At 34.6% G+C, this 15,048-nt stretch carries 12 protein-coding genes, 1 tRNA gene and 3 pseudogenes; 4 read left to right on the top strand and 12 right to left on the bottom strand.

The window, feature by feature from the left end:
• Positions 1–10: 10 nt before the first annotated feature.
• Complete coding sequence (locus tag CLORY_RS16575; RefSeq protein WP_079426533.1) at positions 11–1,204, bottom strand: alpha/beta fold hydrolase; 1,194 nt, start codon at positions 1,202–1,204, stop codon at positions 11–13.
• 297 nt (positions 1,205–1,501) lie between these two features.
• Positions 1,502–2,110, bottom strand: coding sequence for a TetR/AcrR family transcriptional regulator (locus tag CLORY_RS16570; protein WP_079426531.1), 609 nt, complete (start codon positions 2,108–2,110; stop codon positions 1,502–1,504).
• 158 nt (positions 2,111–2,268) lie between these two features.
• Here CLORY_RS16570 and CLORY_RS24100 point away from each other — a divergent pair.
• Positions 2,269–2,616 (top strand): annotated as a pseudogene (locus tag CLORY_RS24100) (LytR/AlgR family response regulator transcription factor); the annotation flags it as partial.
• A 174-nt stretch (positions 2,617–2,790) separates the two neighbouring features.
• On the opposite strand, the pseudogene CLORY_RS24095 reads toward CLORY_RS24100, so the two are convergent.
• Together CLORY_RS24095 and CLORY_RS23825 are read right to left on the bottom strand one after the other, a co-directional pair.
• Positions 2,791–3,111 (bottom strand): annotated as a pseudogene (locus CLORY_RS24095) (hypothetical protein); the annotation flags it as partial.
• Positions 3,112–3,322: 211 nt separating this feature from the next.
• Positions 3,323–3,527, bottom strand: a pseudogene (locus tag CLORY_RS23825) (conjugal transfer protein TrbL family protein); the annotation flags it as partial.
• 110 nt (positions 3,528–3,637) lie between these two features.
• Between CLORY_RS23825 and CLORY_RS16550 the strand changes: the two are divergent.
• From CLORY_RS16550 to CLORY_RS16540, 3 genes are read left to right on the top strand one after another with little or no spacing between them, the layout of a single operon-like run.
• The gene (locus tag CLORY_RS16550; protein ID WP_169911658.1) at positions 3,638–4,270 is read left to right on the top strand and encodes a TetR/AcrR family transcriptional regulator; all 633 of its coding nucleotides are present in this window, start codon (positions 3,638–3,640) and stop codon (positions 4,268–4,270) included.
• A gap of 20 nt (positions 4,271–4,290) precedes the next feature.
• Complete coding sequence (locus tag CLORY_RS16545; protein ID WP_079426527.1) at positions 4,291–4,674, top strand: hypothetical protein; 384 nt, start codon at positions 4,291–4,293, stop codon at positions 4,672–4,674.
• Between the two features lie 24 nt (positions 4,675–4,698).
• On the top strand, positions 4,699–5,097 hold the full coding sequence (locus CLORY_RS16540) for a hypothetical protein (RefSeq protein WP_079426525.1): 399 nt from the start codon (positions 4,699–4,701) through the stop codon (positions 5,095–5,097).
• Positions 5,098–5,146: 49 nt separating this feature from the next.
• Here CLORY_RS16540 and CLORY_RS16535 read toward each other — a convergent pair whose 3' ends face one another.
• From CLORY_RS16535 to nth, 8 genes are all read right to left on the bottom strand, one after another.
• Entirely contained in the window at positions 5,147–5,488 is a 342-nt protein-coding gene (locus tag CLORY_RS16535; protein ID WP_079426524.1) for a DUF3852 domain-containing protein, read from the bottom strand.
• A gap of 901 nt (positions 5,489–6,389) precedes the next feature.
• Positions 6,390–6,476, bottom strand: a tRNA-Leu gene (locus CLORY_RS16530).
• Positions 6,477–6,512: 36 nt separating this feature from the next.
• Entirely contained in the window at positions 6,513–8,696 is a 2,184-nt protein-coding gene (locus tag CLORY_RS16525) for a transglutaminase-like domain-containing protein (protein ID WP_079426522.1), read from the bottom strand.
• 16 nt (positions 8,697–8,712) lie between these two features.
• Entirely contained in the window at positions 8,713–9,897 is a 1,185-nt protein-coding gene (locus CLORY_RS16520) for a DUF58 domain-containing protein (RefSeq protein WP_079426521.1), read from the bottom strand.
• Positions 9,875–10,810: an AAA family ATPase gene (locus tag CLORY_RS16515; protein WP_207652229.1), complete on the bottom strand. Its 936-nt coding sequence runs from the start codon at positions 10,808–10,810 to the stop codon at positions 9,875–9,877. Before CLORY_RS16515 ends, CLORY_RS16520 begins: the two co-directional genes overlap by 23 nt.
• A gap of 160 nt (positions 10,811–10,970) precedes the next feature.
• Positions 10,971–12,449, bottom strand: coding sequence for a VanW family protein (locus tag CLORY_RS16510; protein ID WP_079426519.1), 1,479 nt, complete (start codon positions 12,447–12,449; stop codon positions 10,971–10,973).
• A gap of 200 nt (positions 12,450–12,649) precedes the next feature.
• Complete coding sequence (locus CLORY_RS16505; protein ID WP_079426517.1) at positions 12,650–13,975, bottom strand: VanW family protein; 1,326 nt, start codon at positions 13,973–13,975, stop codon at positions 12,650–12,652.
• Between the two features lie 220 nt (positions 13,976–14,195).
• On the bottom strand, positions 14,196–14,840 hold the full coding sequence (nth, locus tag CLORY_RS16500; RefSeq protein WP_079426515.1) for an endonuclease III: 645 nt from the start codon (positions 14,838–14,840) through the stop codon (positions 14,196–14,198).
• Positions 14,841–15,048 lie beyond the last annotated feature (208 nt).

Below are 15,048 nucleotides of genomic sequence, written 5' to 3'. Positions count from 1 at the left end.
GTAAGTATAATTATTTTTTCAAAAACACCCGGACAGTTTGACTTACAAAAAGCTTGCTTTCGTTCATCCATGGACTATGTCCGGAATGCTCAAACCATACGATTTCTTTTTTAGGTACCTTTAATGAATTGTAGTATTCCTGTGTCAGTGATAAAGGAGCATTGACATCATGCCTTCCAAGAAAGAAATAAACAGGAATGTCCAGCTTTGTAAAGCCTTTACGCAAATCAGTGTTATAAAGTTGCGGATATACCTGGTTAAAAGTATTGATAATACCTCTAAGATAATTAATTGAATCCACTATGCCATATTCGTCTGAGAACATATCTCTGATAGTGTGATAGCCGCCATTTGTAATCTCGTGGTTTTTTGCCATATAATCGGATAGATAATTAAGGTACACAGCCGATTTCCATGTAACATCTTTGCCATAATAAGGTGGCATACCATTGCCAATCAGCTTCTTCACGATTTTTTCATCCCTATTCTCTCTGGCTAGTTTAATTGCTTTTTTGTAATCCATTATTTCGGTTTCCTTAAAGTCCACCATCTGGCCGGTCCCAATAAACGCATGATACTTTGCAGGGGCTGCATCGGCTAGAAAGATTCCCAGCGCACTTCCCCACGATTCCCCCATGAGATAGATTTTCTCAGTTTTAAAACTTTTGCGTAAAAAATCCGTGAGTGCAAGCCCGTCCTCGATATATGTGTCAACGGTAATTTTCTTTCTTGAAACAGCGTCATATGACTTACCACTTCCCGGCTGATCCCAGTTTACAACAACAAAGTGTTCTTCAAGTCCAGAAAGTTCATAGCGTGTTGCCGTCAGTTGCGTTCCCCCAGGTCCGCCAGTTAAAAAAAGAAGGACAGGATTTTTGCGGTTTTTACCTCGAATGCTGATCCATTCCCTCCTTCCGTTTAACTCAACTTTTTTAAGCTCAGCAATACTGCCTTTCGTAGCTTTGCCATTTTGATTCAATATTCGCGGTGTATGTGCCGTAAATTGGCTGAATGTTATAAATCCAACCATTAATACAACCAATATTGTAAAAAAGAACGCGCTTTTCTTAAGACGTGCCTTCTCTCTATTCAGCGGAACCTTTTTTATGCTGCGAATCACCAACTGCATAATAAAAAACAGGCATATTAGCAAACTTACAATGATAACTATAAACATAATTATCAAAAGTATAGCGATTATCATTTATCCTCACCCTTTCTTACTTTTCGACTATCGGTCGAGCAACTTAATTATAGTATTTTTTCGACCACTGGTCAAGTGTACTTTTCTTGCGATATATTATTGAAAATGTAATGGATCTAAAAAAGCAAAAGGATTTGAACCTAAGGAAGTTCAAATCCTTTTGCCACATTTTTATTGTGTCATTTGCACAGTTTAGATGCCTAATAGCTATTAACTTTCAATTGGTAAGGTGTTCATATAGTTTCAGTATCAGTCGTTAACATATTCTGACCCTAGTGCAAGCAAATGAATTAGTGACTATGGTTGCTCTTTAAATTTCTCACATAGAAATATAAAACTGCCTTTTGGAGCACTCAAGCCCTTTTCAAAGAGATCAGACATTGCCTCTATCTTTTTAAATACTTGATAGTCTGACCATACAAAAATTCCTGGGTCTAATAAAAAGCAGAAAGCCGAAAGGAACAGCTCTGCAGTTTCCTGAGGGTTTTCACAGCTAAAAAGATTTTCGTTAACCCCTTCACTGAAAATATCTGCAACTATCGGAGAAAGCAAGTTAAGAATTTGTGCAAGAGATTTTTGATGAATAGCAGCATTTTGCTGTTTATGGAGATAAGAATCAATTGATGGCTCAATGATATATTGTCCATAGACATCAAAAAGCAGCTTTAGTTTTTCCAAAGCATTTATCTGCTTATTATCTATGGCTTCTTTGCATTTATCAATTTTTTCTTTATATATGTGCTCTACAACAGCGTCAAAGATTTCATCCTTGGATTTGAAGTAGTAATAAATACTTCCTTTCCCAATTCCAGCTTCTTTAGCAATATCACTTACAGAACAAGATGCTCCTTTGTCTTCCAGCAACAATTTATACATCGTTTTAATAATAATTTCTCGTTTGTTCATTTCATTCACCTACCAGTATTATTATATCATATAATCATAGCTTTGATCGTCAGTCGAAAATATGGTAGACTATAAATTACTTGACCAGCAATCGAATTTGTTTATAGCGGCTAAGAAATAAAAATTCCATAGGTAGGCGATACAAAAAAGAGGTGATAATGATGGTTCGAGTAGCAATATGCGATGATGAAAAGGAAATTGTTATATTACATGAAGAAATAATCCAAAATGTCCTGAAATCATTCGGAAGTAAATTTGAAATTTCAACCTATACTCATAGTGATAACTTATTGTATGACATCATAGAAGATGGTTTTTTCTATGATGTGCTGCTATTGGATATTGAAATGCCAGAAGTTACAGGAATGGAGATAGCCGAAAAAATAAAACCTTACCTACCTAATATAAAAATCATATTTATAACCTCACATGTAGAATATGCCATAGACGCTTTTGAACTTTCCATTTTCAGATATGTGCCAAAAGAGGATATTGAAAAGCGATTACCCGCAGCGATTAGAGATGCTGCTAAATTGATTGAACTTGAAGATGACAAAGTTTATACAATCCAAACAAAGAGCAGGCTTGAAAAAATACCGTACAAAGAGATTTACTATATTGCGCGTGAAGGAAAAGATGAATTGGTCGGTGTTGAATTTGATGATGCTTGGGGCTATCATTTCGAGAAATTCCTGAACATATGCTTTTTCCGACTCCTGCTCCATACGGCTGCGGAGAAACTGTTTGTTGTCCTCAAAAATTTCACGGCTGTTGAGGCACAGCATTTCGATCTCGGCGATTCCTTTCAAAACCGTCATCAGGGCATAAATTCGTGCGCCGATGCTTTCCTCCGACAAAACGGAGATGTTGCTAGGTTTTATCATAAAATATACCAACTCGCCGTGGTCGTAAGTCTGTAAACTGTAATCCGTTATGGTCTTGGTGTTCATAAGCTGTCTTGTGGAGGCTTTTTGTTTGGCCTCTTTTTTCTTTCTGCTCATAGCTTTCCTTTCCGCACACTTCAAGACACGGGAACCGTGCCGCGAATTCCGCAATGTTTATTGCGCGATTAGCGTGCAGGTATCACGGAGCTGCCACAGCCATAGGGTTGCCTTCGATTTTAAGTTATCGGGATAAATATACATTCTCAGGCCTCCTTCAGAGCTTCATGCTCATACCGGAAGATTGCTTCAGTTCCGGCTTCATTTCTTTCTGGTACTCAATGGCGCATTCGAAGCAGACCACCACAAGGCCAACGCATATAAAGCCCATGCAAGGTAGGAGAACAACAGCACGATTGCACCCATTGCATATCGAACAGTTCTGCACCCATGTTGCCCATCTGCATAAAAAAATCGCCGAGAAAGCCCACGATCTGACCGAGAACAGTATCGGCGACAAAGTCCCATATGAACAATAGTGCTTCACCTCCATACAAAAATAATTATATTTACTTGTTGACAAGTGCGCAAATAGATGGCACAATAAACATACCGACGTTCGGTTTTTATATTGGAGGGATATCAATTGAACCAAATCAAAAAATCAAGTGCTACTGTATCGAAAATTTTGCTTTGTGCTGCTGAATTATTTGCAGAAAATGGATTTGATGCTACAACATTGCAGGAAATAACTGAAAAAGCGCAGTTATCCAAAGGGGCTGTATATCATCATTTTACTAGCAAACAACAGATCATGGACTGCTTAATTCAGAATCAAATTAATGAAATCAATGGTAAATTTATTGATTTAGTAAATCAAACTGATTTGTGTGCAAGAGAAAAGCTGAACAAGTTAGCAAATGAATTTTGTAACAGTCATATTCAGCATTTACTTATACAAGGGAAGTGGGTAGAAAATAACCCAGGGGCATTGTTCATTACAACAAAAAATACACTTACGCACATAACGAATAGTGTATCAAAAATAATTCAGCAAGGCACGAGAAATGGCGAGTTTGACTGCAGCTATCCTGATGAGGTTGCAGGTACCCTTTGTCTAATGCTTGATATTTGGATTGATCCGTCAATCATTATGTTAAGTAACAAAATGCTTTGCGATAGAATTGATTTTGTAAAAGATTTTTTGAACAAATACGGGGTGAAGCTAGACGATTCATTGTGGGAAAAAGTCAAGGAATCATTTCTAAAGCAACAATAAACAAATGGAGAAAAAGCAACATGAATAAGATTCTTTTCGTTCTTTTTATTATGGTAATTATCGCAATGACAGGAGCCGCCATTCTACAGATTTTCTTTCCAACTTTTCTTGGAGGAACTACAGATTATGGGATGAATGCAGGTTGGCAGCGAGAAATAGGGATCTGGAATCTAGGAATGATTACAATTCTCTTAGGCACACTTTTAAAAGGTTCGCTAAATACAATCAAGATTGTGGCGTCAGGTGCAGCAGTATTAGGCATAGGCTTTGGCACAAATCACTTAATTGGATTTTTAAATAATGCTGGGATGTATATGAACTTAATCGGTGCTTTAGAAAATTATCTGTTTGTTGCCTTATTGTTTTTGGGCCTTAAAATGGCAAAATCGAAACGGGTGAAATAGAAATATATTATTGGAGGTTTAATAATGAGAAAAGAAAAATATCTGTTTATATATTTACTACTCTTTTTACTGATGACAACAGGTGCGTTCATATGGCAAATATTTTCTCCTGATGTTGCACAAAAATATTCTGTTTGGGGACTTAATCAAGGATGGCAAACTGAAATTGCTTTATGGAATGTTGGCATCGATATTGGAATTGTCACCACTCTTATTAAGCGCAACATCGAATATGCAAAAATACTCACAATTATTTCAATTTCGCTTTGCTTTCTGTTGGGGGGACACCACCTTATTTATGCGCTTACGGCGACTACCGGTAATACAAGTCTGCATTGGATGGGAGCTATTGAGGTGCTTTTAATAGGCTGCGGTACTGGGACTGCCGCTATTATTAAATCTCGTTGTTTTAAGAAGCAGTAAGAGCTAAGAGCACTTTATTTCTGTCTTTCCTATGGGTCAATAAATACAATTACATTCCTACGATGCTCCAGATATATAACGGAGCGGTCAAGGTGAACACCAGACAGGCGAAGAGAATCGCTGGCGCGGCCCACTCAAATTGTCCGTGCTTGCGATAATCGAAATAAGCTGTTCCAAGCTTAGCAAATAAAAACACAGCAAGGATCAAGTCGATTACGGGGAATACGACATTGTTGACAACGGTTTTAATTTGCTGGAAAGCTGTTTTCCATGTTCCTTGAACGGCTCCGGCTACATCGCCGCTGCCAGCGGCATAAGCTGTCACACAGAACATAGATACCATAAACGTAACGGTTAAAATAGCAATCACGATTTTTTTGCTTTTTTTCATAAAACTATTCACCTCCATTTTGTTGTTAAAAAAGAAAAGACCGCAGGGTTTTATGCCTTGCGATCTTGTTCTTTTTCTGTTGATATTCTTCATGATCTGACCGGAGCATGTGCCAGTCCGACCACAAGTTTCCGTTGATCACTATCGAAAAAGTTTTCCGTACATCGCATGGATGGCAGCTGTAGAAAGTACAGCCGCCGATCCAACTGATAAAGCTATTGATAAACATCACCTCCCTTGCTTCGTAATTTTTTCTTCTACTCTATGCAGGAATTGCCGTTATGCCATGCCGCCTTATGAGAAAGGCGTTAATGATCAAACGAAGCGGCTTATCATTGATCAGTTTCGGATCGTTCAGTTCCGAAATGGCGATCTGGTCTGTACCGTGGTACAGACCCCTTGCCGTATGGAATATAGCGTAACCATCCAGATCCACACCGTGGATATGAATATCTTTAAAGTGGATACTGCTCTGATCTATATAGTTTTTTGATTGCTTCCAGAGGAAAGTGTCGGAAGTCAGCAGGAAAACAGCCGTAGCATAGGCTTTGGGGAGAAAAGCCGGGAATTAATTGCATTTCTATTTCAGTTAAGGCGAGAGGTGTACCTCTCTGAACCTCGCTGGCATTGTTCTCAGTCCTTTCGTCGCGCTCTGCAGGGCAGTACTTTTTGAAAAATGGCAACAAAAAAAGCGGCTGTGTTTTTCAGTTACGAAGAACACAGCCGCTCAAAAGTTACCCGTCAGGGCACGTTATTTTATTTTCCAATATATGAAAAAGAACCCTTAAAAAGAGGGTGTGCATCTATGAAAAACGGGAGTCTTGAATTTCTCATTCAAAACTCCCGTAGCCCGCATAAACACTGGCTTTATGGGTCATGAATATATATTGGGCAAATGTTTTGGTGCGGATAACAGGACTTGAACCTGCATGAAGTTTCCCTCACTAGAACCTGAATCTAGCGCGTCTGCCAGTTCCGCCATATCCGCATATAGACAACGAATATATTATAATACACATTACCCCTACTTTACAAGTCTAAATCTATATTTTTTTCTATTTTTATTCTTATGCCTCCAGCTCTGGAAACTTAAATAGATTTGTTCCTTGTTTAAATCCAGATTTTTGCTATTGCCGTAATGCTCTGCGTAAACCATGTTAATTAGTGGTTTCACAATCTTTTTGAGTTCATCATCAAGTATGTCTGCAAACTCCATATCTGTCATGTCAGCCTTCTTACGAATACCATATTTTGATAGAATCTTTATCATATATCTATACAACGGTAAGCAGCTGTCACCATACAGCATTTTTTCTTTGTTTGCTCTATATTTCTTAATAAGAAATGCAATTATAACAGCAGCAGCTAACAGTCCTAAAAATGTATATATCTCAGGTTTCACATTAATTCTTTTAACATGAGTTTTAGTTTTTTTACGAACTTTGTCCTTTATGCTATTCTGCTTTTGCGTATTACTTATCTTTACTTTCTTATTCTTAGCTTTAATTTGCTGTTTCTTTTCATTTACAGCTCTAGCCTTCTTTATCTTCTTCTGCTGTTCAAGCGGCGTTGGTGAAGCATCACTTATTGCCCATACACCTTTCTTCACCAGATATTCAGACCAAGCGTGAGCCTGAGCATTTGTTACAGTATATATACCCTGTTTTTCCATACTGTCATCCATCTTATATCCCTCTACAAACCTAGCAGGTATTCCAGCAATTCTGTACATTACTGTCATAGCTGTAGCGAAGTGAACGCAGTATCCTTTTTTATCTTCAAATAAAAAATAATCAACAAAATCTCTATTTTCCGGAAGATAAGACGCGTCGAGAGTATATTTATAATTATTCTGCAGATATTCTCGAATTCTTTCTATTTTTTCTCCAGTGTTAGTACAGTTTTTAGTCAACTTGTACACGAGGTCTACTGTTCTTTGGGTAACAGAGCTTGGCAGCTGAAGATCCTTTTCATATTCATCCTGCCCAAAATAGTATAAGCCATATTGCTTTGTAACATAACTCTTAACATCAAGATCATAAAAAGATACCTCATATTTTTTTGTTACATCCTTATTATTCAGAAATGTTCCAGTATTTTTATCATAAAAGGGCTTTATATTCTCGCCTACCAGTCTTTCAGAATACATCGGTATCATAAAAGAACTGCTTCTGAGACCTACAGGGTATACTTCAATCTTCTTCCTAGCGATAGTATTAGCTGTCATCATATTTCCATTATCTTCATCATCATTAATAAAACCATCTGGTTCTATTTTTTTGTAATTATATTTAGATGCAGTCCAACTGTGTCCAGTATAATTATCTTTTACTGAACCTTTCAAATAGTATGACTGATCCGATTTTACTTTTAGTGCTACATCATTATTTACACTTATAGGGCCTCCAAGAGCTTTGTCACTTTCATTGTAACCTGAATAGTCAAGATCATAACCACTGTCAACAGTATTTTTAGACAGGGCATTTCCGTTGTTCCGATAAGCATTATATAGCTTATAAGATAGCTGTGTCAGATGCTGCTGTGGGAGAAATTCTCCTGGTATAACTACAATAAAGCAAAAAATGATTGTATTGGTGATTATCGTGCTTTTCTTAATTCTAATGTTTGCACTTTTTTTTGCAGACGGCTTTATTGATCTATCATAGCTGTTTAATATATAAGTGACAGCTGAGATTAGTGTGTAAACGAGCATACACTTTCCAACCTCTTCATAGTACTGCATATACCAGAATAAAAGCAACTGAGCTAAAACAACAAGCATTATACTATTCCTAAATCCCTTTTCAAATAACAAGAAAGTTGCTGTTATTATTATAAATGGAAGCAGGACTATTACAGGTAAATAAGAACTAAAATTCGTTGCTATACCGTCAACTATATCTGAATTTAATATATATATCCTTTTAGTTACATATTCGAACAAGTAACTATTGGGATTATTAAAACTTTGATAAATGTAAGCTGAAGCTGATAATATTGCAATGGATATCAAGCCTATTCTATAATACCATTTTCTTATAATATAGCTCATCAACCAATATATAATAACGGGTATTAAATATGCTGCAGTAACATAAAGATAGTTAACACTAGTAATATTCAAGCATACAGAAAAAATATAAAATATCAGTAGAATATTTATATAGCTTACAATAAGTCTTATTCTATTTTGATAAAACCATTCCATTTCATCACACCTTGCGTCAATTTATTACCTGCTGTATTTTAATAAGCTCTATACCACATTTCTTCAATCTCTGCTCTAATGCTTTTTCTAATTCAATAGCATAAATACTATTATAAAAAATAATTATATTCTTTTTCCTAATATTGACAAGCTCTTTTGCATAATCTAATAAATTTTTTGTCAGCACATCAGTAATAAAAGCAGCATTATAAACATGTGCTTCTTCATTAAAATTAGCTTTTATATAAGTTTCAAAATCTATTTTACTTTCGCTTTTATTATATAAAAAGTAATCCATTAGTCGTGAGAAATCTTTCTTATCCTTAACCAGCATTACCTTGTTTTCCTTATTATTTATAAATATCTTTGTTGCTACGCTTTTTTTGTTAAACTCACTGACGATAGAAACGCACATATTTACTAAGTTTTCCTCATCTTCATAACCATTGATATAGTTATTTTTATTCATATCAATAAATACGTTGAAATCATGACCTGAAACATGATCTTCATTTTTTACATACAGTTCATTATTTCTTGCACTTATTTTCCAGTTGATTCTTTTCAAGCTGTCCCCAGCAGCATATTTTCTATTTTCCCTAACCATGTATGGATCCTCTATGCCGGAACTATTGACTTTCAAATTATCTACATTACTTAGAATTGTTAATTTGCTCAATTTTATTTTAAAAACCTTAGGATAAACACTTATAAGTGTATTTTGTTTTATTTTTTTTATGCTAGATGCTATTTGCGCTATATCCTGCATTTTTATTTCTATATTCCCTAGGTTATAGACTCCTCTTCTGTCTATTTTTATCTCGTAATCCAACGCTTTTCTAGCTGCAGGTCCTAAACTTATAATATCATCTTTACAATTCTTAGCTGTATATTTAAAAACATTACTTCTAATATTCACAAAAGCAGCCGGTATTACTGAATTATTATAAAGAATAATGCTGTAGTCAACTTTATTTCCAGTTGTATATTTGCTCTTATTCAATTTTACTTTCGCAGCCACACCATAACAATTTATTATCACAATAAAACTAGCCACTATCATTGCTGTAATCACAACATAAAAAATTCTGTAGTATATTCTCCCGCCGTCAAAAATCACAAGCAATAAAAATATAACAAATAGTAATAAGAATCTGATTTTAATAGTAAATGCAGGCTTAAATCCTAGGTACTTCCACATGTTTTAGTATCTCCTCTATTATGCTTTCATTTAAATAATCATTGGCCCTCGCTTCGGATGAAAGCGTTAATCTATGACTAAGCACTCTGACAGCATTGCTTTTTACATCCTCTGGTATTACATAATTTCTTCCGTTAATAACAGCCTCTGCTTGAGCTATTTTCAGCAGCGATAGAGCTGCTCTGGTACTTATTCCTATATTCAAAAATTCAGATTTTCTCGTTGCCTCTGCTATATTTACAATGTAACTATTTATTTCCTTATGAACCATGGTATCCCTCACAGCCTGCTGCATCACTTTTATATCTTCTCCTGAGGCAACGGCAGACAGTTCTTCCATAGGCTGCTCCTTACTGTATATTTCCAGTATTTTTTCTTCAGAATATCTATCAGGATATCCAATTGATATTTTCATGATAAACCTGTCAAGCTGAGCTTCAGGCAATACATACGTTCCTTCATATTCTATAGGATTTTCAGTAGCTAACACAAAAAAAGGTTTATCTAATATATAAGTATTAACCCCTTCAGATATCTGCGCTTCCTCCATTACCTCCAAGAGGGCTGACTGAGTCTTAGGTGATGTCCTGTTTATCTCATCCGCAAGAACAATATTAGAAAAAACAGGTCCCTTTTTAAACTCAAATTTCATTTCCTTCTGATTATAAATCGAGATTCCTGTTATATCAGATGGAAGTAAATCCGGCGTAAACTGTATCCTTGAATAAGTGAGATCTAACGTTTTAGCAAGTGCTTTAACAAGCGTTGTTTTTCCAACTCCAGGTACATCTTCGATAAGTATATGCCCTCCTGCCATCATACCCTTCAATATGTTTTTAGTAACTTCCCTTTTTCCTATTATTACTTTTTCAACATTATATAATATTTTTTCTATTAAATTCTGTATTTCCATAAATATCACCCTTTTCCATTTATAGAAAAACAGTTTGCTAAGCAAACTGTTTTAGGTCAAAAAACTAGATATAGTTTCATACATTTCAGCTGCAAACCTTCTTCAGCTTTACAAATTCTAATTAGTATTAAACCATTGTTTAAATCAGAAAAGCTGTATCTTAATTATCGGTCTTCTTTGCATTTTTCTTTGTATCTTCCTGTGTATCTTTCTTCGTATCTGTTTTTTTATCTTTATCTTTATCTTTTTTTTCTTTATTTTCTTTTTTAGGATCTTCTTTTGTTCCAACTTTTACTATTCCATCAATAGGTCTGTAAAAATCAGTGTATAACAATTTTTTATCTATCTGCTTACCATTCTCGTATGTTATCCTATAGATTCTAACTCTATGTCCATCAGATGAAGCTCTGACAGTTTGCTTCTCACCCTTTTTCAAAGTTGGATCCTTTACCGTCTGAGTTGATGCAGGTATTGTTGCATATACATCATTTACTAATTTATAAGTTTTCTGCTTTATACTTGAATTAGAATATATGTTGAAATAAACTACTCTATTTTTATTATACCCCTGAATATATATTGGATACTCCAATGTATTTGTAAATTTATAATCAAGCCTTCCCCAGTCAACTGTAGCATCAAAACCTAAGCCAACATAATGTGATGGTAATGAGTGATGCATTCTTTCTTTTGACACTATTGGTGTCTTAAGCATAGCATTATATAGTGTAGTAGATACCTGACATATTCCACCGCCAAGGCCTGACTCTAATTTATTATTTATAATTACTCCTGCTTCCTGATAACCTCTTGCAGCAGTTCTCTCTCCTACTGTATCATTAAAGCTAAATGTTTCTCCTGGCATTAGTAATGTACCATTTATACTGGCAGTAGCTCGTTCAATATTATTAACTCTTCCAGGAGTGGAAGTGTAATAACTAGTTGAATAAGAAGCAATCTTAGAATTTACAGACTCCAGTAACTCTCTAGTCTTCTCAGACTCAACCTTGTCAACTTTTGTAGCTACAGTGAGATTTTCACCTAGCTTACCGTTTATACTTTTTATTATATCTTTCTTCAGTTTAACCGTATCTAATTTATAACCTTTTACATCAGCAGCAATTTTAAATTTTCCTGGTGACACCATTTCAAGTTTTGCATCTGTAGGATGCTTGTCCACATTTTGCTGCACCATTTTTATAAACTCGTCTATATATTCCTTATCATAATTAAATTTAAGAAAGTACTTCTTTTCTGATGATTTTTTTATTGTGAAGTATCTTTTCATCATTGAATAGTTTTTGCCAAATGCATATGCTTTATTTACAGTCTCATCTATATTGTAACGTGCGTTAAGCTTTCCATAATTAAGCGTATATTGTTTACCGTCCGCATTAACAGTAATTTTCTTTTCTAACACGCCTTTACTGTACTTTTCTTCGACAGCTTTTTTAGCTTCTTCTAATGTTTTACCCCCCAAATCTATATTCTCAATTTTAACGCCTGGATATATCTTATTGTTCCATTTTTTTGCATAATTAAATGCATACGCTGTATAACCTGATATAATTCCAATAATAGCTAATAATACCACGACAACTACAACAAAAATTATCTTCTGTTTTGCTTTTTTCCCCATTGAAAATCTCCTCTCTAAACCCGCATAAACATTATACTATAAATATATACGAAATTAAATAATAAAAGTAATAAATACTTAGCCTACTTATAAAACTAAGTTTACATATATACCAAGATATAGATGAACAGTATTTCTTACACTAATGATGAATTTTAAAAACACTGCAAAAGCTGAGAAGCTTTCACAGTGTTTTTATGCTAGTATCCGACATTTATTATTTCATCAGTTTTTACATACTTATCCCTTGATATTAAGGTTCTGCCCTTTTCCTTTCCGTTTTCCATTGTTATGAGAAAAACCTTAACTATGTATCCTTTATGTTTCTGCTGAATGACCTCTTCTTCTCCTTGCGGCAAAGTTTCTACATTATTATATATAGTTTTAGGTTCAATTACTTCAATAATATCATTAACAAGTACATACTTCTTTTTTGTATAATAATTATTTCCGTATACAGAGAATGTTACTTTTCCATTATGTGCAAATCCCCTAATATAGATAGGGTATTTTAACGTGTTTACAAATCTATAGTCAATATTACTTGATACCGTAGCGTCAAAACCAGGAGGCATATATGCTGGTGCCAGTGAATGATTTCTTCTTTCAATTGATCTTATATTAGCTCTTATTACGGCGTTATATAGCGTGCTTGATACCTGACAAACTCCACCTGCTGGTCCTGGCTGAAGTTTATTATTAACTATTATCGGTGCCTCCCTGTAACCTCTTTTTATAGTTCTTTCTCCTGTAGTCCTGTTAAAGCTAAACTCTTCTTTAGGCATAAGTAATGTACCATTTACTGCTTTCGCAGCTTTCTTTATGTTGCTTGCTCTTCCAGCAACATACTCAGAATAATAAGTACTATAACTACTTAATCTAGAATCTATGGTTTTTAAAATTTTACTAGAAACCCTAGCCTTTCTCTGAACAGTGGATGCCATAAGCGTAATATCTCCAGATTTATAATTAATAACTTTATCATATAATTCCTTCTTAAGTTTAACTGTGTCTAGTTCAATTCCATCTTTGCTCTCTGTTATTCGTAATTTATTAGCTGTGACACCAATGATTTTAGCATCAACAGTTGGTTTATTTACACTTTTTTCTAATTTTTTAATATAAGCGTTAATTTTATCTTCATCTAACAGAAGCTTTGAACTGAAATGTTTTTCTTGTTCTGTAAACATACTCATTACACTTTTTACGATAGTACTTCTTTTACCATAATTATATGCAGATTGCAAAATTTCTTCCATGTTAGTACCAATACCTGCGTCAGCAAAGCCAATAGAATATTTCTGGTCTCCGTTTTCTATAACAATTTTATGAGAAAGTATGTTCTTTTGAAGTTTACACGAAATCTTCTTAGCTTTATCGTAAGTAAGTTTAGACAAATCATGATTATTTATAGTTACGCCGGATCTTATGCGATCATTATAGTTAACCTGATATATTTTATATCCTATTACAGCCAAAAACACTGCTGCTAAAATCACTATGATAGTAACTCTTTTACCCTTCAACTTTCCCACCTTCTTGACATTTATAACCTAAATGCGAATATCATTGCATGATATACTTATTATAAGTAGGTAAAGTTAAAGTTATTCATACACAGTTTAAAGCTATCCGCTATTGACAAAAACATAAATTTCTAAAAAGAAGCAAAAATAATTCATAGGAATTCAGAACAGCTGAATTCCCACCTTCACTTTTATCTTTTCTCCCTTCTCTTTGCTCTTTCTAACTGTGGCTAGTCGATTTTTTATAGTAGTCACACATTTCCCTAATTCCACACTCACTGCAATTAGGATTTTGTGCCTTACAGATGCGGCGGCCATGAAATATCAGCGTATGATGAGCTATTATCCACTGTTCCTTCGGAATTCTGCTAGTAAGCTGTTTCTCGGTTTCCTCTACATTATTACTATGAGCTAATCCTATTCTATTAGATACCCTGAATACATGTGTATCAACAGCCAAAGCAGGCACACCGTACGCATTACTTAAAACAACATTTGCAGTTTTTCTTCCTACTCCCGCAAGCGACATTAATTGCTCATGAGTATGAGGTACCTCGCTGTTAAATGATCTGATAAGTTCTTTACTCAATCCTATAATATTCTTTGCCTTGTTTTTATATAAACCTATACGCCTTATTTCATTTTCCAATTCTTCCTGTGACAAAGCAGCAAAATCTTCTGGTGTGTTATATTTTTTAAACATCTCTGACGTTACTTCATTAACTTTTTTATCCGTTGTCTGCGCTGACAGCACCGTTGCAATCAAAAGTTCAAACGGAGTAGAATAATTTAATGCGCAGCAAGCATCAGGATGAATAGAATATAAAGTTTCTAGAATATTTCTTGTCGTTGTCTTATTTTTCATTACTTTCACTCCCTGTGTAACATATAGGGAAACACTGCGAAAACTTAACTTATACATGTTCGAAAATTGCAGCATCAAGCGATTATTGGGCATGTATAAGTTAATAGTTGAAGCTGTTTCCCTATAATTGTATATGCAGAATAATATTTTAAATAAATTATCATATATTAAATGCTAATAAAAAGATAATAATCTATAAAGGTTATAT

The organism is Clostridium oryzae, from assembly GCF_002029235.1.
Lineage (GTDB): Bacteria > Bacillota > Clostridia > Clostridiales > Clostridiaceae > Clostridium_AE > Clostridium_AE oryzae.
Note: the sequence above shows the minus strand (reverse complement) of the source record. Positions and strands in the feature narration are given on the sequence as shown.